This is a genomic window from Pantoea sp. paga, assembly GCF_007558755.1.
Lineage (GTDB): Bacteria > Pseudomonadota > Gammaproteobacteria > Enterobacterales > Enterobacteriaceae > Pantoea > Pantoea agglomerans.
Window position 1 is genome coordinate 30,379 of record NZ_VLTF01000002.1, and the last position, 20,002, is coordinate 50,380.

Genomic DNA, 20,002 nt, shown 5'->3' on the forward strand with positions numbered 1-20,002 from the left:
AGATTTCCCCTGAGCGGGTGCTGCAGAGCAACGCTAAGCCTATGCCGCCTCACTCGCCCGCGACGCAGCCTGAGGGGCTTTCTCTGGCACCGGCACTGCCAGCGCATCCGGCTCAAACTCATCGACGTTAATCGAACGCAGACGACTGGCCTCAGCACGCTGCAACACTTCAGCCTCTTTAGCATCAATCCAGCCCTGCTCCAGCGCACGCTTCGCCAGCGCATCCAGTCGGGTAAAGGAGAGGTGCTGCTTCGTCTGTTTGCACAGTCTGTCATGGATGACTTCTGCCACCATCACATCCTGCAATGCCTGTTCCAGCTGACCGGCAGGGTTGTGCTCGCTGGGCGTCAGGTACATGCCACGGCCCAGACGACTGCGGGTAGCTGACGGCTGTTGCAGCAGTTTTGCCAGCTGATGGTCCAGACGGTCAGACGGAGCAGGGCAGTGATGACCGCCTGCAAAAATAGTCATCCGCAATGCGCCCGCGACCAGACGGTTCGGGAAGTTACGCAGCAGATCGTCCATCGCGACTTCCGCCTGATGCAGCGCATCCTGCACGCCCCAGTGCACCAGCGGCAGATCGGCTTCGTTGCGGCCTTCATCGTCATAGCGTTTCAGCGTCGCCGAAGCGAGATAGAGCTGGCTCAGCACATCGCCCAGACGCGCCGAAATACGCTCACGACGTTTCAGGCTGCCGCCCAGCACCGCCATCGACACATCAGAGAGCAACGCCAGGTTGGCACTGATGCGGTTCAGATGCTGATAGTAACGGCGGGTGCCATCGCGGGTCGGGGTGGCGCTGGTGCGTCCGGCGGTTAAGCCCAGCCACAGGCTGCGCATGGTGCTGCTGCCAACATGGCCGATGTGGCTGAACAGCGCCTGATCAAACGCGTTAACATCGTTGCTGGCTGCCGCCGCCATCTCCTGCAGTACATAAGGATGGCAGCGAATCGCACCCTGTCCGAAGATAATCATGCTGCGGGTCAGAATATTAGCGCCTTCCACCGTGATAGCGATGGGCGCACCCTGATAGGCGCGGGCCAGAAAGTTACTGTTACCCAGCATAATGCCTTTACCGCCGGCAATATCCATGGCGTCGATAATGGCGCGCTGACCGCGATGGGTGCAGTGATACTTCACAATCGCCGACAGCACTGCCGGTTTTTCACCCTGCATAATACCGGCCGTAATCAGCGTGGCCGCCGCATCCATCACGTAGGCGTTGCCGGCAATGCGCGCCAGCGGCTCTTCAATCCCTTCCATCTTACCGATTGAGACGCGGAACTGACGACGGATATGGGCATAGGCGCCTGTCGCCAGCGCCACACTTTTCAGGCTGCCGGTTGAGTTCGATGGCAGCGTAATGCCGCGACCTACAGACAGACACTCCACCAGCATCCGCCAGCCCTGACCGGCCATTTGTGGGCCGCCGATAATATAGTCAATCGGCACAAAGATATTGTTGCCGCGTGTCGGTCCGTTCTGGAACGGCACGTTAAGCGGGAAGTGGCGATGACCAATCTCCACGCCGGGCGTGTTGGTCGGGATCAGCGCACAGGTAATGCCAGGATTCTCGTTATCGCTGAGCAGATGATCCGGGTCGGAGAGTTTAAATGCCAGCCCCAGCACGGTGGCGATCGGCGCCAGCGTAATATAGCGCTTGTTCCAGGTCAGCCGCATGCCCAGCACCTGCTGACCCTGCCACTCGCCCATGCAGACCACGCCGGTATCGGGGATGGCTCCGGCATCTGAGCCCGCTTCCGGACTGGTCAGCGCAAAGCAGGGGATCTCATCGCCGCGTGCCAGCCGGGGTAAATAGTGATTTTTCTGCTCTTCAGTGCCGTAGTGCTGCAGCAGTTCGCCCGGACCTAATGAGTTAGGCACGCCCACGGTAATCGCCAGAATCCCGGAGACGCCCGACAGTTTTTGCAGCACGCAGGCCTGCGCATAGGCGGAGAAATCGAGTCCGCCATACTCTTTTTTGATAATCATCGCGAAGAAACGATGCTCTTTCAGATAAGCCCAGAGTTCCGGCGGCATATCGGCCAGCTCATGGGTGATCTGGAAATCGTTGGCCATGCGGCACGCTTCTTCAACCGGACCATTGAGAAAAGCCTGCTCGTCGGCGGTCAGGCGCGGCTGCGGATAGTTGTGCAGCTTCTGCCAGTCTGGTTTGCCCTGAAACAGATCGCCTTCCCACCAGGTGGTGCCCGCATCAATCGCTTCTTTCTCGGTGCGCGACATCGGCGGCATCACCTGCTGGAAGCGCTGAAACATCGGCTTTGAAAACAGGCTGCGGCGCAGTGACGGCAGGTTGAACGGCAGCAGGATAATCGCCAGCGGCAACAGTAACCATGGCGTCCAGAGGTGAGCAACAGCCATCGCAGCAGTCCACAGCAGCAGAATCGCGCTGCTGAGCCGCAACGACAGGCGGTGATAGAACAGGGCGCCAATCAGCGCCACCGTGGCAAGTATCGAAACAACCATCATAATGAACCGCTCCAAGTAGTAAGAGGTCTGACCTGTTATGTAGAGAGGTTTAGAGCAGTTAGGTTGATTTATCAATTTGTTTACATCGCAATTACAACCTGCCTCACAAAAACCGATTTCTGTCCATTTTTGCATCACCCGCTGCAGCGATAATCGCCGCCACTGCCTGGCCAGCCGTGGCATGGCGCTTTGCGCTGACCGGCCATTCCGTTAAACTTGCTGCGATTAACCTCTTCTAAAAAAGGACATCCCTATGTACCAGGACATTATCCGCTCTGAGCTTAATGAAGCTGCTGATACGCTGAATAAATTCCTCAGCGACGAGGCCAATATCCATGCGATCCAGCGTGCTGCGGTGCTGCTGGCTGACAGCTTTAAGGCGGGCGGCAAGGTGCTTTCCTGCGGTAACGGTGGTTCACATTGCGATGCGATGCATTTCGCTGAAGAGCTGACCGGTCGCTACCGCGAAAATCGTCCTGGCTATCCGGCGATTGCCATCTCTGATGTCAGCCATCTCTCCTGCGTCAGTAATGATTTTGGTTATGACTATGTCTTTTCACGCTATGTGGAAGCGGTAGGACGCCCGGGCGATGTGCTGCTGGGCCTCTCAACTTCCGGTAACTCTGCCAATATCATTAAAGCGATTGAAGCTGCCCGTGCGCAGGGGATGAAAGTGATCACCCTGACCGGTAAAGATGGCGGTAAGATGGCAGGCAGTGCCGACATTGAAATCCGGGTGCCACACTTTGGTTATGCCGATCGCATCCAGGAAATCCACATTAAAGTGATCCACATCCTGATGCTGCTGATCGAAAAAGAGATGGTGAAGTAACTGCGCTGGCCTTCCGCCTGACGGGAGGCCGCTTACTCTAAGGTGGTGGCTATGTGCGAATTGCTCGGGATGAGCGCCAATGTTCCCACGGATATCTGTTTCAGCTTTACCGGTCTGGTTCAGCGTGGCGGTGGAACCGGGCCTCACAAAGATGGCTGGGGCATTACCTTCTACGAAGATAAAGGTTGTCGTACGTTTAAAGATCCGCTGCCGAGCTTTAACTCGCCGATTGCGCGTCTGGTGCAGGAGTATCCGATCAAATCGCATTCGGTGGTGGCGCACATCCGCCAGGCGAATCGCGGGCAGGTGTCGCTGGAGAATACCCACCCGTTTACCCGCGAGTTGTGGGGCCGTAACTGGACTTATGCGCACAACGGGCAGCTCAGGGGCTATCGGCATCTGGAGACCGGCACATTCCGGCCGGTAGGCGAAACGGACAGCGAGAAGGCGTTCTGCTGGATCCTGCATCAGCTGGCGACGCGCTATCCGCGCACGCCAGGCAACTGGCCTGCGGTGTTCCGTTTTATCGGGGAGCTTGCCGGCACGTTGCGGCAGAAGGGCGTGTTTAACATGCTGCTGTCAGACGGCCGTTATCTGATGGCCTTTTGCTCCACCAATCTTTACTGGATCACCCGCCGCGCACCGTTTGGCCGGGCGCAGTTACTGGATCAGGATGTGGAGGTCGATTTTCAGCAGCACACCACGCCGCATGACGTGGTGACGGTGATTGCTACGCAGCCACTGACGGCCAATGAAACCTGGCAGCGGATCGTGCCAGGTGAATGGGCGTTATTCTGCCTTGGAGAGCGCCAGGAATGAACGTGAAGCGGCTTCGGGACTGGCTAAAACCGGTGCCGGGCTGCTGTTCATCACATATTTACCGCTGGCGACATTGACCATCGGCGGCTGGTGATATTTAGCAAAGTAAGCGTATCCCGGCTGCAGCTGCTGCCAGAAACTGGCATAGGTGGAGTAGCGGTGACGCTGCATATTGCTGTCGGTCATGCGGAATGGATAGATGCTGATGCTGATATCCTGCTGGCCGTTACGCAGCGCGGCATTCACATAGGTAAAAATCTCATCCATATAGGCGTTAGTCATGGCATAGCAGCCAATCGACTTACAGTCGCCATGAATCATCAGGTAATTGCCGCTGTAGCCCTGATTACGATCGTACTGATTCGGAAAGCCGATGTTGATCGCGCGATAAAACCGGCTATCCGGCTTCAGCTGATTCAGCTTCACGTTGTAAAAACCTTCCGGGCTTTTGAAATCGCCTTCACGACGTTTCGGGCCGAGGCCGCCAGAAAAGTTACAGATGCGGTAGGTGTCCAGCAGGCGGTATTCGTTACCGATTTTGCCGTAGAGTTCGAGCGTGCGTTCTTCCTTGAAGATCTGGATATAGACCGGGGTGCCAAGTAACTGCTTCTTTAATTCTTTGCTGACCGGTGCCGTTGAGACGGGTTCGGGTGTCATTGCCATGCTGAGGGCTGGCAGTAAAATCATCGCAAACAGGAGTGCGATTTTGCCCATGCTGTGTGTACCTTGAGGTGAAGAGAACATGACGCAAAATGTGCGTCTCTGTTTGCATTATCGGAACTGTCCGCTACCGCAGCGCAACATTAAACATTGTCTGTTTTTTTAGCAAGACGGCGTCAGCCAAATTCGCGATTTACTGAAGGATATTCGGCCAGAAATTTGTAAACTTTAATCGTCAACGCGACAAATATTGCAGTTACCCCTGCCAACTGTATACTTATCCAGTGCCGGAGGGGGTATGCGTAAAATCATTCATGTCGATATGGACTGCTTCTATGCCGCGGTGGAGATGCGTGATAATCCCCAACTGCGCGACATCCCGATCGCCATTGGTGGCAGCCGCGAGCGTCGCGGCGTGATCAGTACCGCCAACTATCCGGCGCGCAAATTTGGCGTGCGCAGCGCGATGCCAACCGGCATGGCCCTCAAGTTATGCCCGCATCTGCGTCTGCTGCCAGGACGCTTCGACGCCTATAAAGAAGCCTCCGCGCAGATCCGCGACATCTTTACCCGCTACACGCCGCTGATTGAACCGCTCTCCCTCGATGAAGCTTATCTGGACGTCACCGACAGTCCCCACTGTCACGGCTCTGCCACGCTGATGGCGCAGGCGATCCGCGCCACCATCTACCGTGAAACCGGGCTTACCGCCTCAGCGGGCATCGCCCCGATTAAATTCCTGGCGAAGATCGCCTCTGACCTGAATAAGCCGGACGGGCAGTTCGTGATTACCCCGCCGGAGATGTCCGGTTTTCTGCTGACCCTGCCGCTGGCGAAGATCCCTGGCGTCGGCAAGGTCTCGGCCAAAAAGCTGGAAGAGATGGGGCTGGTGACCTGTGGCGACGTGCAGAAGGCGGACTTAGCGCTGCTGTTAAAGCGCTTTGGTAAGTTTGGCCGGGTGCTGTGGGAGCGCAGCAATGGCATTGATGACCGCAGCGTGATCGTTGAGCGCGAGCGTAAATCGCTGGGGGTTGAACGAACGCTGGCGGAAGATATCAGCGACTGGGATGCCTGCCTGGAAATTATCGATTTTCTCTACGCCGAACTGGATCGCCGGCTGACGCAGATCCGACCTGACAAGCAGGTGGCGCGTCAGGGCGTCAAACTGAAGTTCAGTGATTTTCAGCAGACGACCCAGGAGCATATCTGGCCGGTGCTGAACAAAGAGGACATGATTGCCATCGCCCGTAAAACCTGGGATGAGCGTCGTGCCGGGCGCGGCGTGCGGCTGGTGGGATTACATGTGACTATGGTGGATCCCCAGCTGGAGCGTCAGCTACTGCTGGGTCTGTAACCGTCAACCTCACCGACCGGTAAGGCTGACATCCGATTACTTCTTATATTTCGCCGCCAGAGTCGCAAACCACGGTGCAACGAAATCCTCGTTAGCGCCCCAGCCCGGAATAATCTTGTTCAGCGACGCGACGTTCACCGCGCCAGGCTGGCTGTTAAGCTGCTGCTGAGAGATTGATGCGGCTTTAAACTGGTAAGTCGCGGGCGTCTCTTCACCGGCAATTTTCTTCGCCACCAGACGCATGTTCACCGCGCCAATGGTTTTAGGATCGACCGCCACCGTCTGTACCCACGGGCTGTTTTTCTCGCGCATCAGCTGCAAATCCTGGTTCGAGACATCAATGCTATAGAGCTTGATCTCGGTACGGCCATTCTCCTGCAGCGCTTTGTAAGCGCCCTGGCTGAAGGCATCCCAGGCGCCCCAGATGGCGTCGATTTTGCCTTTCGGGTATTTCGCCAGAATCGCGCCAATTTTATTGGCGGTGTCGCCCTGAACGTCAGTTGAAACCGCACCAATCGACTCAAGCTGATGAATGCCCGGATTCTCTTTCAGCAGTTTTTCATACACCACCTGACGGCGTTCCATCGGCGGGAAACCGGCAACCCATAGCTTGACGATGTTCGCCTTGCCGTTGAAATCATGGATGAGCTGGCCCAGCGACAACTGCGCCAGTGAAGCGTCATCCTGCGCGGTGACGGTGACGCCCGGAATCGGGCTATCCACCGGCGTATCAAACACCGACAGCTTAATGCCTGCATCGGCAATGCGCTTCACCAGTCCGCTGGCGTAGGGCGCTTTACCGTGCGACAGCACGATGCCGTCATATTTCTGGCTGATCGCCTGATTCACGAAATCCTGGAAGCGCGCATCGTCGCCATTGCTGAGGAAGGTGCTGACCTTGAAGCCAAGCTGGCGACCCTGCTGAATGGCACCGGCAACAAACTGGGTGGTGTTGTCATCGGAGCCGAGATTGCGGATCACCGCAATACGGATCGGGCCATCATGACTGGCGATAGCCGCAGGCACCGGCGTGACGGTATCCGCGAAGGCCATGCTGGCGTTCAGCAGGCTCAGGGCCAGCAGCGAGAGTGTTATTTTTTGCATTGTTATCAACTCCGGTAAACGCGCCTCAGCGGCGCTGGATATAGGTGATCGCCAGTGCTAAAGCCAGCACCAGCCCTTTAATAATGTCCATGGCGTAATAGGGAACAGAGAGCATCACCAGACCGTTCTGCAGCACGCCGAGGATCACCGCGCCGACCAGCGTGCCCAGCGCATTCGGCTTGCCGGATCCCGCCAGTGATAAGCCAATCCACGCCGCCGCGACGGCGTCCATCAGGTAGCCGCTACCGGCATTCACCTGCGAGGAGCCGATACGCGAGGCGAGCAGAATGCCGCCCAGACCGGCCAGCAGTGAGGCGATCACATAAGCCAGCACCCGATAGCGGGTGGTGCGGATGCCGGAGAGGCGTGCCGCTTCCGGATTGCCGCCCAGCGCATACATCCGGCGACCATGTTTAGTCAGTGAGAGCGCCAGCTGCGCGGCGACGGTGACGACCAGCATAATGATGACGATGGTGGGCACCTGGCCGAGCAGGCCAAACGCCGCCGGAATGGTGCCTTCCGCCATATCACCGCTCGGCAGCACCATATTCTCGGTGATCGATCCGCCAAAGCTGTAGGTCATCGCCACACCCTGAATCACAAACAGTGTCGCCAGCGTTGCCAGCATGTCGGGGATGCGCAGGATCACAATCAGAAAGGCGTTAAACAGCCCGACCAGGGTGCAGAGCGCCAGGGTGAGCAGGATGGCGGTGGTAGTGCCGAAGCCATACCAGACAAACAGTGAAATCACCAGCGCATTGGCCAGCGAGGCGGTCGATCCGACCGACAGATCAAAGCCGCCAACGGTCAGCGAGATCGAGACGCCGATCGCAATCACCGTGACAATGGCAATTGAGCGCAGAATATTGATGATGTTGTTGGGTTCAAGGAAGCTGTCGGAGGCGAGACCAAAGGCGGCGATCAGGATCACCACCGTGAGCAACATGCCCCATTTATAGAGAAAGTCGAACAACTGGTGACGCCACGGCGAGGCTGTCAGATTCAGGCTGGTTTCTTTGCTGCTCACGCAGGGGTTCCTCCGGTGGAATAGAGCAAAAGCGTCTCTTCGGTAACGTCGCGTGCAGCCAGCTCGGCCACAATGCGTCCATCCCAGAGCACGCAAATCCGGTCGCATAAACCGACCAGTTCAGAAAACTCACCCGACGCGTAGATGATGCCTTTCCCCTCGCGCGCCAGGTTGTCGATCAGGGTGAACAGCTCGGTTTTGGCTTTGATATCGACGCCTTTCGTCGGCTCATCGAAAATCAGCACGTCGGCGTTGTTGCGCAGCCATTTGCCAATCGCCACCTTTTGCTGGTTGCCGCCGGAGAGACGGCGCAGCGTCTGTGCCGGACCGGTGGTGCGCACCTGCAACTGCTGGATAACCTGCTCCGCCCAGCGCCACGCCTGGCGATGACCAAACAGGCTCCAGCGCGAAAAGCTGTCGTCTGCACTGACGCTGAGGTTCATTGCCACCGACTCATCAATAAAGATCCCCTCTTTACGCCGCTCCTCCGGCACCAGCGCCATGCGGCGACTGACGGAGTCATGCGGCGAACGGGGCTGCCACGGCTGGCCATGCAGTTCACCGCGACTGACGCGGCTTTTGCTGGCACCAAACAGCGCCTTACAGAGTTCGGTTTTACCGGCACCGGCCAGGCCTGCAATGCCCAGAATTTCCCCTTTGTGCAATCGTAGCGAGATATCCTGCAGCAGTTGCTCATCATGAAGACCGTCAATCGCCAGCAGCAGCGGCTGAGCCTGCTGCGCACGGCGTGCTGGGAAGATATCGGTGAGCTGATGCCCCAGCATCTTCTCCACGATCTGCTCACCGCTCAGTGCGGCCATCGGGCCGGTTTCGATCAACCGGCCATCACGCAGCACCGTCAGCTGGTCACAGATTGCTTTCAGTTCATGAATGCGGTGAGAGATAAACACCACGCCGATGCCGCTGGCCTGCAGGCGACGCACCACAGCAAACAGCCGCTCACTTTCATGCTGATCCAGCGGGGCAGTGGGTTCATCCAGAATCAGAAAGCGGCAGTGGTGCGACAGCGCGCGCGCCAGCAGAATTTGCTGCTTTTCAGCCAGGGTGCAGCGCTCCACCAGCCGGTTGACGTCCAGCGCCACGTCGAGCTGAGCCAGCAGCGCCCGCGCCTGACGCCGAACCTCGCCCCAGCGATAGCGGTGGCCAGGCTCTGCCAGCCGATCCAGCAGAATGTTTTCCGCGACGCTGAGCTGCGGCACCAGCGCCACGTCCACTTCCTGCTGAACCAGATGGATACCCAGCCGTTTCGCATCACGCGGCGTACGGATGGAGACCGGCTCACCATCCAGCAGGATCTCGCCGCTGTAGTGGCTGTGCGCACCGGAAAGGATCGCCATCAGTGTTGACTTGCCCGCGCCGTTAGCGCCGGTCAGTGCATGTACCGAATGGCCGTCACTGCGGAAATCCACCGACGATAGCGCGGCAAACCCGCCAAAAGCGATGGAGATGTTACGCATCTCAAGGCAGTTTAACCCTGGCATGTCATTACTCTCCTGAAGAATCACTGGCCGCATTTTTTCCTGAACCTTCAGGCGCGGCAACAGCCGAAAGCGCATAAGCTAGCACGAAATCTTATTAGCCATCCAGACATCTGGACATAATGGCGGCTACAACCAGCGAAGCGCGGGAAAGCGGCGGAATAGCGGGGTAAAGGGCGGAAAAGGCAGCGAATTATGCTGGTGGAAAGTCACAGGCATAAAAAAACCAGGCCGGAGCCTGGTTTACTTTTTTTGTGACAGAATTACTTTTCTGGTACCACATTCAGCAGGGTTGTCAGCAGTTTCCAGTAAAGGCCAACGCTTTCGATGTGAACCTGCTCATCAGGCGAGTGCGGCCCGGTGATGGTCGGCCCAATCGATACCATATCCATCTCCGGATAAGGCTTCTTGAACAGGCCACACTCCAGACCGGCGTGAATCACCTGAATGTTCGGAGTCTTATCAAACAGCGCGATATAGGTCTGACGGGTCAGCGCCATGATGGCGGAGTCCGCATCCGGCTGCCAGCCAGGGTAGCCGCCTTTCGCTTTGGTCTGTGCACCGGCCAGCTGGCCCAGTGAGGTCAGCATCTGCACCACATAATCGCGGCCGGTGTCGATCAGCGAACGGATCAGGCAGTTGATCTCTGCATGATCGGCTTCCATGGTCACCACACCAATATTCAGTGAGGTTTCTACCACGCCTTTCGCCACGTCGGAGTTGCGGATCACGCCGTTTGGCATGCTGTTGAGCAGGTTCAGGAAGCGATCGCGGCTGTCAGCGTTCAGGGCATCACCCTGATGCGCCAGCGGCTCAGTGACCAGTGCGATGTTCGGCTCTTTGATGCCGTGCTCATTTTTGATGGCGCTCAGGAAGTGCGCCGCAGCTGATTTCAGCGCATCTGCTTTGTGGCTCTCGACCGCCACGGTAGCGAAGGCTTCACGCGGGATCGCGTTGCGCAGCGTACCGCCGCTGAAGGCCAGCAGACGCAGATCCAGTTCAGCAGCGTGTGCCGCCAGGAAGCGCGCCAGCAGTTTGTTGGCGTTGCCGAGGCCCATATGAATATCGGCACCGGAGTGACCGCCTCGCAGGCCTTTCAGCGTCAGCTTCAGGGTCTGGAATTCAGCAGGCACCGCTTCACGGGTCAGTGGCAGGGTGGTGACGAAGTCGATACCGCCCGCGCAGCCCATGTAGATCTCACCTTCTTCTTCGGAGTCGGTGTTGATCAGGATTTCTGCCTGCAGCCAGTTGGGTTGCAGACCGAATGCGCCATCCATACCGGTCTCTTCCGTCATGGTCAGCAGCACTTCCAGCGGGCCATGCGTCAGGCTGTTGTCAGCCAGCACTGCCAGCGCAGAAGCCATACCGATGCCGTTGTCCGCGCCCAGCGTGGTGCCGCGCGCTTTCACCCACTCGCCGTCAACCCAGGGCTGAATCGGATCTTTGGTGAAGTCATGAACGGTGTCATTATTTTTCTGCGGCACCATATCCAGATGCGCCTGCAGCGCAACCGGGGTACGGTTTTCCATGCCTGCGGTGGCGGGCTTACGAATCAGGATGTTGCCGACCTGATCGCGCTCACACCAGAAGCCTTGCTCTTTGGCCCAGCCGACGATGTAACTCGCCAGCGCTTCTTCGTGAAAAGAGGGATGGGGAATAGAGCAGATCTTAGCGAAAATATCCCACAGCGGCTGTGGAGAGAGTTGAGACAATTCAGACACGACAGGTCTCCTGTGTCAGTGTACCGGCGAGGCCGGACATCGCGAGTTTCCAGTGAAAAATCGCCGTCAGAGAATCTGACGAGCCAGGCCCGAGAATATCACTGTTTTCTACCGGGTGCGCTCTCAGACGCGCTAAAAAGCCGCAACCAGTGCGCGGGTGCTGGTTTTTAGTGCGTCAACTCCTTATAATCTCGCGCAACCTTTTCCCCGTTGCACATTTTTACGCCACCTCGGTTGGCTGGGATTTCTATTCTATGAGCGAAAAATACGTCGTTACCTGGGACATGCTTCAGATTCATGCCCGTAAACTGGCCCAGCGCCTGCTTCCTGTTGAACAGTGGAAAGGCATTATCGCGGTGAGCCGCGGCGGTCTGGTACCGGCTTCGCTGCTGGCACGTGAACTGGGTATCCGCTACGTCGATACCGTCTGCATCTCCAGCTATGACCACGATCATCAGCGCGAAATGAAAGTCCTGAAGCGCGCAGAAGGCGACGGTGAAGGCTTTATCGTGATCGATGACCTGGTGGATACCGGCGGCACTGCCCAGGCGATTCGCGAGATGTATCCGAAAGCGCGTTTCTGCACCATTTTCGCTAAACCGGCCGGTCGCTCACTGGTTGATGATTATATTGTCGATATTCCGCAGGATACCTGGATCGAGCAGCCGTGGGATATGGGTGTGGTCTACATCCCGCCGATTGTTAAAAACTGATTGATACACATCAGACAACGCCCGGTTTTCCGGGCGTTCTGCTTTCTGTGCCTCGCACACCGAATTGCCGTACAGTACACTTAGCCATCGCCGTTTCTGTTGCAGGAGAAGTGAGTATGTCGAGCAAAAATCTCAGCGAGGAGTTGTTCAAACCGCGCTTTAAACATCCTGAAACCTCATCCCTGGTTCGCCGCCACCATCATGCTACTTCGGATGTCCACTCAGCCCTGGATGGTGACAGCCAGCGTGGCTGGTATCGTATGCTGAATAAGCTGATGTGGACATGGCGTGGCCTGACGCCGCAGGAGATCAGCGAAGTGCTGGCACGTATTGCCATCAGCAATGTTGAACATACTGATGAGACGCTGCTCGACACTGTAATCGGTTTTCGCGGCGGCAACTGGCATTTCGAATGGTGTAAACAGGCGGGTATCTGGCAGCAGAAAGCGCTGGAGGCCACCGACGACAGCGAGGCGGGCGACTACTGGCTACACGCGGCGCATCTCTACAGCGTTGCGGCCTATCCCTATATAAAAGGTGATGAACTGGCCGACCAGGCGCAGACGCTGGCGAACCGCGCCTATGAAGAGGCGACTCAACGCCTGCCGGGCGAGCTGAAACCGCTGACGTTCGCCATTCAGGGTGGCAGCCCGGTTAACGGCTTTCTGCACATGCCGCCTGACGTTGAAGCGCCTTATCCCACCGTGCTGTTCTGTGGCGCGCTCGACTCATTACAGAGCGATCACTATCGCCTGTTCCATGATTACCTTGCCCCGCGCGGCATCGCCATGCTGACCATTGATGTGCCGTCGGTAGGCAACTCGGTGAAATGGACGCTGAATCAGGACACCAGCTTTCTGCATCAGCAGGTGCTGCGCGATCTGAAAAACGTGCCCTGGATCGACCATACCCGCGTGGCGGCGTTTGGTTATCGCTTTGGCGCTAACGTGGCCGTACGACTGGCCTATCTGGAATCGCAGCGGCTGCGTGGAGTCGCCTGTCTTGGCCCGATTGTGCATGCGCTGCTGACGCAGACGGCGTTGCAGGATGAGATCCCGGATATGTATATGGATATGCTGGCGAGCCGGCTGGGCATGGCAACCGCCTCTGACAGTGCGCTGCGTACCGAACTCAATCGATATTCGCTGAAAACCCAGGGACTGCTGGGCCGCCGGACGTCGACACCCATGCTGTCGGGCTACTGGCAAAACGATCTTTTCAGCCCGGAAGAGGAGAGCAAGCTGATCGCTAACTCTTCGTCAGATGGCAAAGCGTTGCTGATTCCGGTGAAGCCGATGATGGCCAGTTTCGACAAGGCGCTGAATGAAATTTGCGACTGGCTGGAGAAGCGTTTAAAAAGGTAACTGGCAAAATTTACAGTATTTGCTACAACTAGTAGCGGAATTCTTCCGGGCTGCCGTTAAGCGAAACATGACATCCCCTGGCCGTCCGGAAAATCAAGGCTGTATAGCGGTCAAAATCTATGGAGATTCAGCATGACGTTACCAAGTGGTCATCCCCGCAGTCGCCTGCTTAAGCGCTTTACGGAGCTTGGGCCTTATATTCGCGATGGGAAATGTGGCGAAACCCGGTTCTTTTTCGACTGCCTGGCTGCCTGCGTTAATGTGAAACCGGCACCGGAACTGCGTGAGTTCTGGGGCTGGTGGATGGAGCTTGAAGCGCAGGCTGACCACTTTACCTATGTCTACCATATCGGTCTGTTCGATAAAGAGGGTGACTGGTCGGTGGCAACCGTCAAAGGCAAAGAGAATACGGCGCGCGTGGAAGAGACCTTACGGAATTTCCATACCCGTCTGAAAGCGATGCTGAAAGAGTTCGAGCTGGATCTGATTCCGGCCAGCGATTTCGATGAAAAACCGGTGAAGCTGAGCGCCTGATTGGGTAGTGCAGTGAAATAAAGACGAAAAAAATGGCGAGTTTAAAAACTCGCCATTTTTGTTGAAGGCTTGTCCGCTGTGAGTTCGAGCCTTCGCAGAGAACACGGTCAGATCGGAAAGACGCAAAAGCCGCCATCCATGGCACGCTCGGCCCGCGCCGTCCTGGCGCGGGACGCTTTCCTCTTCTGACCGTGTTCCCTGCGTGTTGAATTTATGCGTTGCTGCCAGATCCAAATCCGTCCGGTTTTCTAGCCTGAAATCAGAACTGGTAAGTCACACCCATCGCGACCACGTCATCGTTGTTAATCGACAGCGCGTTGTCATCATCCAGCTGGTTGATTTTGTAATCAACGAAAGCGGACATATTTTTGTTGAAGTAGTAGGTCGCGCCCACGTCGATATATTTCACCAGATCCGCATCGCCGATACCGTTTTCGATATCTTTGCCCTTGGTCTGTACGTAGCCAATAGAAGGACGCAGGCCGAAATCAAACTGATACTGCGCCACCAGTTCGATGTTCTGCGCTTTGTTGGCTGCGCCCGCGACGGTAGCACCGGTGTTACGGTTGGTGCCGCTGATTGGCGTCATGTTGCGGGTATCGGTATAGATCGCCGCCAGGTAGACACTGTTAGCATCATACTTCACGCCTGCGCCCCAGGAATCCGCACGGTCACCGCCGCCATAGGCGCGTGCCTGCTGCTGGTTGGTACGGTCAGAAGAGGTGATGGCACTCATCAGGCTCACACCGGAATCACCCAGGGCATAGCCCAGTGAGGCACCGTAGCCGTCGCCATTCTGACGGTTAATGTCGGTACGGGTGTTGGCGCTGGTGGCGTCGTTTTTACCCTGATACTGCAACGCAAACTTCAGCCCATCGACCAGACCAAAGAAGTTGTTGTTACGGTAAGTCGCCACACCGGTAGCACGCTGAGTCATAAAGTTATCGGAACGGGCTGTACCGTCACCGCCGAATTCCGGGAACACGTCGGTCCAGGCCTCAACGTCATACAGCACACCGTAGTTACGACCGTAATCGACCGAACCATACTGCGAGAATTTCAGACCGGCAAACCCAAGGCGGGTTTTGTTGCCGTTATTGGCGTCGCTGCCTTCGGAGTTATTGACGTTGTACTGATATTCCCACTGACCATAACCGGTCATCAGGTCGTTAATCTGTGTCTGACCCTTAAAACCGATACGGGTATAGGACTTGTCTCCATCCTGGCTGGCATTATCGCTGATGTAGTGCTCAGCTTTAACTTTGCCGTATAAGTCCAGTTTGTTGCCATCTTTGTTATAGATTTCGGCAGCCTGCGCGGCAGATGCCAGCGTCAGCGTGGAGAGGATCATGGCCAGTGTGCTTTTCTTCATTTGCTATCAATCCCAATGTGAACGCCGTAAAAAAATGAAAGTTTTTGTAAAGCACGGACTTTTTACCCGTCGGCGATGAACTTTTTATGACACTTTTCATGATTTCTTGTTAACCCTGAACTTTTGGTCTACGTCCTTGTCCGCGTAAATTCGTGCTTTTCCCCCGCTGGCTGTTGGCTTCCTTATCGACTCCTGTTAAAACGTCCTTTCGTAAAAATTTTTCACTACGGCAGGAAATATGAGTGGCAGTCAGACCTTAGTGGTCAAATTGGGTACCAGCGTTCTCACCGGCGGCTCCCGCCGGCTGAATCGGGCGCACATGGTGGAACTGGTTCGTCAGTGTGCGCAGCAGCACGCCGCGGGCCACCGCATTGTGATTGTGACCTCTGGCGCGATGGCCGCCGGACGCGAACATCTGGGTTACCCCGAACTGCCGCCCACCATCGCCTCAAAGCAGCTGCTGGCTGCGGTGGGGCAGAGCCGTCTGATTCAGCTGTGGGAACAGCTGTTCTCAATCTACGGTATCCATATTGGTCAGATGTTGCTGACCCGTGCCGACATGGAAGATCGCGAGCGCTTCCTGAATGCCCGCGACACGCTGCGCGCGCTGCTGGATAACCACATTGTGCCGGTGATCAATGAGAACGATGCCGTCGCCACCGCTGAAATCAAAGTGGGTGACAACGACAATCTCTCGGCGCTGGCGGCGATGCTCGGCGGTGCCGACAAGCTGCTGCTGCTGACCGACCAGCAGGGACTGTTCACTGCCGATCCGCGTAACAATCCTGAGGCTGAGCTGATCAGTGATGTCCATGTGATCGATGATGCGTTGCGTGCCCTGGCGGGCGACAGCGTATCGGGTCTCGGCACTGGCGGCATGTCGACCAAGCTTCAGGCGGCGGATGTCGCCTGCCGCGCCGGTATCGATGTCATCATCGCCTCAGGCAGTCGCAGCGGCGTGATCAGCGATGTTATTGACGGCAAGCCGGTGGGTACGCGCTTTCATGCGCAGCAATCGCCGCTGGAAAATCGTAAACGCTGGATTTTCGGTGCGCCTCCGGCCGGTGAACTCACTGTCGATGATGGTGCGCTGGCGGCAATTATTGAACGCGGCAGTTCGCTGCTGCCGAAAGGGATCCGTGCTATCCAGGGGAATTTCTCACGGGGTGAAGTGATCCGTATCCGCAGTTTGCAGGGCAGGGATATCGCGCATGGTGTTTCACGCTACAACAGCGACGCGATGCGGATGATTGCCGGTCATCACAGCCAGCAGATCAGTGAAATCCTGGGCTATGAATATGGCCCGGTGGCGGTTCACCGCGACGACATGATCGTCAGTTAAGGAGCGGACAATGCTAGAAGAAATGGGAAAAGCGGCCCGCGCCGCAGCTTACACCGTGGCCGATCTGTCGACTGCAGAGAAAAATCAGGTTCTGATGACCATTGCCGACCGTCTGGAGGCGGAAAGCGCAGACATTCTGGCGGCCAATGAGCTGGATTTAGCCGATGCGCGTCAGAACGGCATGAGCGCCGCGCTGCTGGACCGGCTTACACTCAACCCGCAACGCCTCGGCAGCATCGCCAGCGATGTACGCCAGGTCTGCCAGCTGGCCGATCCGGTGGGGCAGTTAATCGATGGCGGTCAGCTCGACAGCGGCTTGCGCATTGAACGCCGTCGCGTACCGCTGGGCGTGGTGGCCGTGATTTATGAGGCGCGTCCCAATGTCACGGTGGACGTTGCCACTCTGTGCCTGAAAACCGGCAACGCCGCCATTCTGCGCGGCGGCAAAGAGACCTGGCGTACCAATGCGGCCACCGTTCGGGTGATCCAGAACGCGCTCAAACAGCACGGTCTGCCTGCGGCGATCGTTCAGGCGATCGAAAATCCGGATCGCGAGCTGGTGAATCAGCTACTGAAGCTGGATCGCTATGTCGATATGCTGATCCCGCGTGGCGGTGCCGGGCTGCACAAGCTGTGTCGGGAAAACTCTACCATTCCGGTGATCACCGGCGGCATCGGCGTCTGTCACATTTACATTGATGAGACGATGGAGATCGAACCGGCACTTGATCTGATCGTCAACGCCAAGAAACAGCGTCCCAGCGCCTGTAACTCCCTGGAAACGCTGCTGGTGGATCAGGCGATTGCCGATCGTTTCCTGCCCGCCTTCAGCGCGCGTATGGCGCAGGAAGCGATCGCACTGCATGCTGACAGCAACGTGCTGGCGCAGCTGCAGCAAGGCCCGGCATCGGTCACGCAGGTGAATCCACAGCAGTACAATGATGAATGGCTGTCGCTGGATCTTAACGTCAGATTAGTGGCGGATATGGATGAGGCTATCGATCACATCCGTACGCACGGCACGCAGCACTCGGATGCCATCCTGACCCGCAATACCCGCAACGCCGCGCGTTTTGTCCGTCAGGTCGACTCCTCAGCGGTCTATGTCAATGCAAGCACCCGCTTCACTGATGGCGGACAGTTTGGCCTGGGCGCCGAAGTGGCGGTCAGTACCCAGAAACTGCATGCCCGTGGCCCGATGGGATTAGAGGCGCTGACTACCTATAAATGGATAGCCTGGGGCGACGATACGCTCCGGCCATAACTGCCATAATTTTTAACAAAGCGGGAGTCTTTCAGAGACTCCCGTTTTTTTTAGTTCCATTTTCCGGTCCAGCGAAAGATAGAGTTTTCTGCGCGTCGGCTTAATTTCCATTCCGGTCTCATCACTGCTGGCCACTATTCTGGCTGATATTCACGCAATTTCTTACGGAACATTCCTGAAAGCCGGGGCTGTACGCGGCCTGAGGCAATATTTTTTGTTCAGCGGCGGGCTGAAGCGGATAATGATTATCAGCAATGCTTGATAAAGCGGTTAGGTAGTAAACGAGCGGTAATATAAAATGAACTGGTAGCAATAATGAAAATAACATCCAGTATCTCTTCTATGGCTGATTATTAACTAATGGTTAAAAAAGAAAGTACAAGACAAGCTTTCACCGCCAGGCTGATAGCGGCCTGTGAGAGTGCCGGCATTGCCGGACATGGACGAAACAAACAGGTTGCCAGAGCCCTGCAGCAGCAAGGCTGTAAGATTTCAACGCCGGGAGTGTGGAAGTGGTTTAACGCGCAGTCAGTGCCGGATGGTGGCAACTTACTGGCACTCAGCCAGCTACTGGGGGTCAGGGTAGAGTGGCTGCAGTACGGTATGGAACAACCTGCTGAGCCGGTGGTGTTAAGTGCGCTCTCCGCTCAGAAGAATGTGTTTCGGATTGATAGCCTCGACATTGGTCAGCGAAGTGCTGCGGGCTTGCCCGCGCGTGATGAGTTTGTCGAGACTATCCAGGCGATCGAATATGGTCTGGATGAGGCGCGGGTGCTGTTCAACGGTCGCCCGGCGGAAAACATCCGGTTAATCGCTATCAACAGTGACTCAATGGCTGACACCTTTGCGCCGCGCGATCAGCTGTTTGTGGATATCAGCGTGCGGATGTTCGACGGCGACGGCATCTATATTTTCACCCTCGATGAGCAGCTTTATCTCAAGCGCCTGCAGCTGCAGCACAAAAAAATTGCTGTAATATCAGACAATAAACGCTATGAAACCTGGTATCTTAATCATGATGACGTCACCAGCCTGAAGGTGCTGGCCAAAGTGATCATGAGTCAGGCGCGTCACTATCAAATTCTCGGCTAAGGCCGTTTCTGGCACTTTTCCGGGAGGCCTGCAAAAAAATAATCGGCATAAATTCATAAATTTAACCAGCGGTAAATAAAAAATTAACCAACAGTGTTTGATAAAGCATAAGAACCTGTTAATAATTTGGATATGGATGAACGAAGCTGTTCTTTCAGGGATGAGCCGCTCTTAAACAATTGAGGCGCTGCACAAGCGCGAATCATACCACCCAAAAGTCAGTGTGCTTTGGGATGGGGTGGATGCGCAAAATGCAGCGTCGTCAGATGCCGTTTATTTCCCCTCGCTTACTTTCCACCTGACTGCTAATGCAGCCGGGCGGCGAGCGTGCGACCGTAATATACGACATTCGGGCCCGTTCGGTTCGCCGAAAGCTCGCGCCTGCCACCCCATCGCCAAAGACTCATTCACAGGAGGAGTTATGGCGATAATTCACTATGGCAAAAGCGTTTTTATAGGCAACGCACGTACTCGTCGCCACCGGCGGCGCCAACCTCTCAGCAGCCTGACACAGAGCATCGACCAGGCCCTGAATCTCCCAACTGAAACACCCACCCTGAGACGTGCAGAGCAAATCTGTCAACGTCAGGTCGCCCCGCGCGTTGACCGCGCAATCACTGCACCCCGCGTCACCAGTCAGGAAACACCCAGTTTCGACAATTGCTGTCTTCCGCACGTTCATCTCTACGCAGTGAGTTGAAACGCGCAGAAAGCGCATTTTTCCGTTCCGGCTAACTCTTCGTTTTCTCCAGTTCTCACTGGGCGCAATTTGCTGAATTACTGTTCAGTTTTGCTGCAGGGTCAGTAAGGCCTTC

17 protein-coding genes are annotated in these 20,002 nt (G+C 56.4%); 10 read left to right on the top strand and 7 right to left on the bottom strand.

Annotated features, from left to right (window positions below):
- Positions 1-39: 39 nt before the first annotated feature.
- On the bottom strand, positions 40-2,490 hold the full coding sequence (gene fadE, locus FOV68_RS05700; RefSeq protein WP_143990481.1) for an acyl-CoA dehydrogenase FadE: 2,451 nt from the start codon (positions 2,488-2,490) through the stop codon (positions 40-42).
- Between the two features lie 253 nt (positions 2,491-2,743).
- On the opposite strand from fadE, the gene lpcA reads away from it, so the two are divergent.
- Together lpcA and FOV68_RS05710 are read left to right on the top strand one after the other, a co-directional pair.
- Positions 2,744-3,322, top strand: coding sequence for a D-sedoheptulose 7-phosphate isomerase (gene lpcA / locus FOV68_RS05705; RefSeq protein WP_010255178.1), 579 nt, complete (start codon positions 2,744-2,746; stop codon positions 3,320-3,322).
- A gap of 51 nt (positions 3,323-3,373) precedes the next feature.
- Positions 3,374-4,141, top strand: coding sequence for a class II glutamine amidotransferase (locus FOV68_RS05710; RefSeq protein ID WP_031590390.1), 768 nt, complete (start codon positions 3,374-3,376; stop codon positions 4,139-4,141).
- On the opposite strand, the gene dpaA is transcribed toward FOV68_RS05710, so the two are convergent.
- Entirely contained in the window at positions 4,112-4,855 is a 744-nt protein-coding gene (gene dpaA, locus FOV68_RS05715) for a peptidoglycan meso-diaminopimelic acid protein amidase (RefSeq protein ID WP_010255183.1), read from the bottom strand. The genes FOV68_RS05710 and dpaA overlap by 30 nt on opposite strands.
- Positions 4,856-5,099: 244 nt before the next feature.
- Between dpaA and dinB the strand changes: the two genes are divergently transcribed.
- The gene (gene dinB / locus FOV68_RS05720; RefSeq protein ID WP_031590388.1) at positions 5,100-6,155 is read left to right on the top strand and encodes a DNA polymerase IV; all 1,056 of its coding nucleotides are present in this window, start codon (positions 5,100-5,102) and stop codon (positions 6,153-6,155) included.
- Positions 6,156-6,191: 36 nt separating this feature from the next.
- Here dinB and FOV68_RS05725 read toward each other — a convergent pair whose 3' ends face one another.
- The 4 genes from FOV68_RS05725 to pepD form a co-directional block, all read right to left on the bottom strand.
- Positions 6,192-7,259: a sugar ABC transporter substrate-binding protein gene (locus FOV68_RS05725; protein ID WP_137228412.1), complete on the bottom strand. Its 1,068-nt coding sequence runs from the start codon at positions 7,257-7,259 to the stop codon at positions 6,192-6,194.
- A 25-nt stretch (positions 7,260-7,284) separates the two neighbouring features.
- Entirely contained in the window at positions 7,285-8,286 is a 1,002-nt protein-coding gene (locus FOV68_RS05730; RefSeq protein WP_143990482.1) for an ABC transporter permease, read from the bottom strand.
- On the bottom strand, positions 8,283-9,788 hold the full coding sequence (locus tag FOV68_RS05735) for a sugar ABC transporter ATP-binding protein (RefSeq protein WP_031590384.1): 1,506 nt from the start codon (positions 9,786-9,788) through the stop codon (positions 8,283-8,285). The genes FOV68_RS05730 and FOV68_RS05735 overlap by 4 nt, the downstream gene beginning before the upstream one ends.
- Before the next feature lie 260 nt (positions 9,789-10,048).
- The gene (gene pepD / locus FOV68_RS05740) at positions 10,049-11,506 is read right to left on the bottom strand and encodes a beta-Ala-His dipeptidase (RefSeq protein WP_010671162.1); all 1,458 of its coding nucleotides are present in this window, start codon (positions 11,504-11,506) and stop codon (positions 10,049-10,051) included.
- Between the two features lie 254 nt (positions 11,507-11,760).
- Here pepD and gpt point away from each other — a divergent pair, with 254 nt between their 5' ends.
- From gpt to crl, 3 genes are all read left to right on the top strand, one after another.
- A complete protein-coding gene (gene gpt / locus FOV68_RS05745; RefSeq protein WP_031590376.1) occupies positions 11,761-12,219 on the top strand; it encodes a xanthine phosphoribosyltransferase in 459 nt (152 codons plus the stop codon).
- 116 nt (positions 12,220-12,335) lie between these two features.
- Entirely contained in the window at positions 12,336-13,583 is a 1,248-nt protein-coding gene (frsA, locus tag FOV68_RS05750) for an esterase FrsA (RefSeq protein ID WP_143990483.1), read from the top strand.
- Positions 13,584-13,715: 132 nt separating this feature from the next.
- A complete protein-coding gene (crl, locus tag FOV68_RS05755) occupies positions 13,716-14,117 on the top strand; it encodes a sigma factor-binding protein Crl (protein WP_143990484.1) in 402 nt (133 codons plus the stop codon).
- A gap of 259 nt (positions 14,118-14,376) precedes the next feature.
- Here crl and ompC read toward each other — a convergent pair whose 3' ends face one another.
- Positions 14,377-15,489, bottom strand: coding sequence for a porin OmpC (gene ompC / locus FOV68_RS05760; protein WP_010255197.1), 1,113 nt, complete (start codon positions 15,487-15,489; stop codon positions 14,377-14,379).
- 238 nt (positions 15,490-15,727) lie between these two features.
- Between ompC and proB the strand changes: the two genes are divergently transcribed.
- From proB to FOV68_RS24540, 4 genes are all read left to right on the top strand, one after another.
- The gene (gene proB / locus FOV68_RS05765; RefSeq protein WP_010255198.1) at positions 15,728-16,831 is read left to right on the top strand and encodes a glutamate 5-kinase; all 1,104 of its coding nucleotides are present in this window, start codon (positions 15,728-15,730) and stop codon (positions 16,829-16,831) included.
- Positions 16,832-16,841: 10 nt separating this feature from the next.
- Entirely contained in the window at positions 16,842-18,095 is a 1,254-nt protein-coding gene (gene proA / locus FOV68_RS05770) for a glutamate-5-semialdehyde dehydrogenase (protein WP_031590372.1), read from the top strand.
- A 360-nt stretch (positions 18,096-18,455) separates the two neighbouring features.
- Complete coding sequence (locus FOV68_RS05775) at positions 18,456-19,187, top strand: S24 family peptidase (protein ID WP_109654074.1); 732 nt, start codon at positions 18,456-18,458, stop codon at positions 19,185-19,187.
- Between the two features lie 421 nt (positions 19,188-19,608).
- A complete protein-coding gene (locus FOV68_RS24540; RefSeq protein WP_071941072.1) occupies positions 19,609-19,887 on the top strand; it encodes a hypothetical protein in 279 nt (92 codons plus the stop codon).
- Positions 19,888-20,002 lie beyond the last annotated feature (115 nt).

What these genes read in the sequence shown, in the direction of transcription:
- proB (WP_010255198.1), top strand. Translation starts at nt 15,728, where the DNA reads ATGAGTGGCAGTCAGACCTTAGTGGTCAAATTGGGTACCAGCGTTCTC.
- FOV68_RS05775 (WP_109654074.1), top strand. Translation starts at nt 18,456, where the DNA reads ATGGTTAAAAAAGAAAGTACAAGACAAGCTTTCACCGCCAGGCTGATA.
- frsA (WP_143990483.1), top strand. Translation starts at nt 12,336, where the DNA reads ATGTCGAGCAAAAATCTCAGCGAGGAGTTGTTCAAACCGCGCTTTAAA.
- gpt (WP_031590376.1), top strand. Translation starts at nt 11,761, where the DNA reads ATGAGCGAAAAATACGTCGTTACCTGGGACATGCTTCAGATTCATGCC.
- dinB (WP_031590388.1), top strand. Translation starts at nt 5,100, where the DNA reads ATGCGTAAAATCATTCATGTCGATATGGACTGCTTCTATGCCGCGGTG.
- dpaA (WP_010255183.1), bottom strand. Translation starts at nt 4,855, where the DNA reads ATGGGCAAAATCGCACTCCTGTTTGCGATGATTTTACTGCCAGCCCTC.
- crl (WP_143990484.1), top strand. Translation starts at nt 13,716, where the DNA reads ATGACGTTACCAAGTGGTCATCCCCGCAGTCGCCTGCTTAAGCGCTTT.
- ompC (WP_010255197.1), bottom strand. Translation starts at nt 15,489, where the DNA reads ATGAAGAAAAGCACACTGGCCATGATCCTCTCCACGCTGACGCTGGCA.
- FOV68_RS24540 (WP_071941072.1), top strand. Translation starts at nt 19,609, where the DNA reads ATGGCGATAATTCACTATGGCAAAAGCGTTTTTATAGGCAACGCACGT.
- FOV68_RS05735 (WP_031590384.1), bottom strand. Translation starts at nt 9,788, where the DNA reads ATGCCAGGGTTAAACTGCCTTGAGATGCGTAACATCTCCATCGCTTTT.
- FOV68_RS05710 (WP_031590390.1), top strand. Translation starts at nt 3,374, where the DNA reads ATGTGCGAATTGCTCGGGATGAGCGCCAATGTTCCCACGGATATCTGT.
- FOV68_RS05725 (WP_137228412.1), bottom strand. Translation starts at nt 7,259, where the DNA reads ATGCAAAAAATAACACTCTCGCTGCTGGCCCTGAGCCTGCTGAACGCC.
- proA (WP_031590372.1), top strand. Translation starts at nt 16,842, where the DNA reads ATGCTAGAAGAAATGGGAAAAGCGGCCCGCGCCGCAGCTTACACCGTG.
- fadE (WP_143990481.1), bottom strand. Translation starts at nt 2,490, where the DNA reads ATGATGGTTGTTTCGATACTTGCCACGGTGGCGCTGATTGGCGCCCTG.
- lpcA (WP_010255178.1), top strand. Translation starts at nt 2,744, where the DNA reads ATGTACCAGGACATTATCCGCTCTGAGCTTAATGAAGCTGCTGATACG.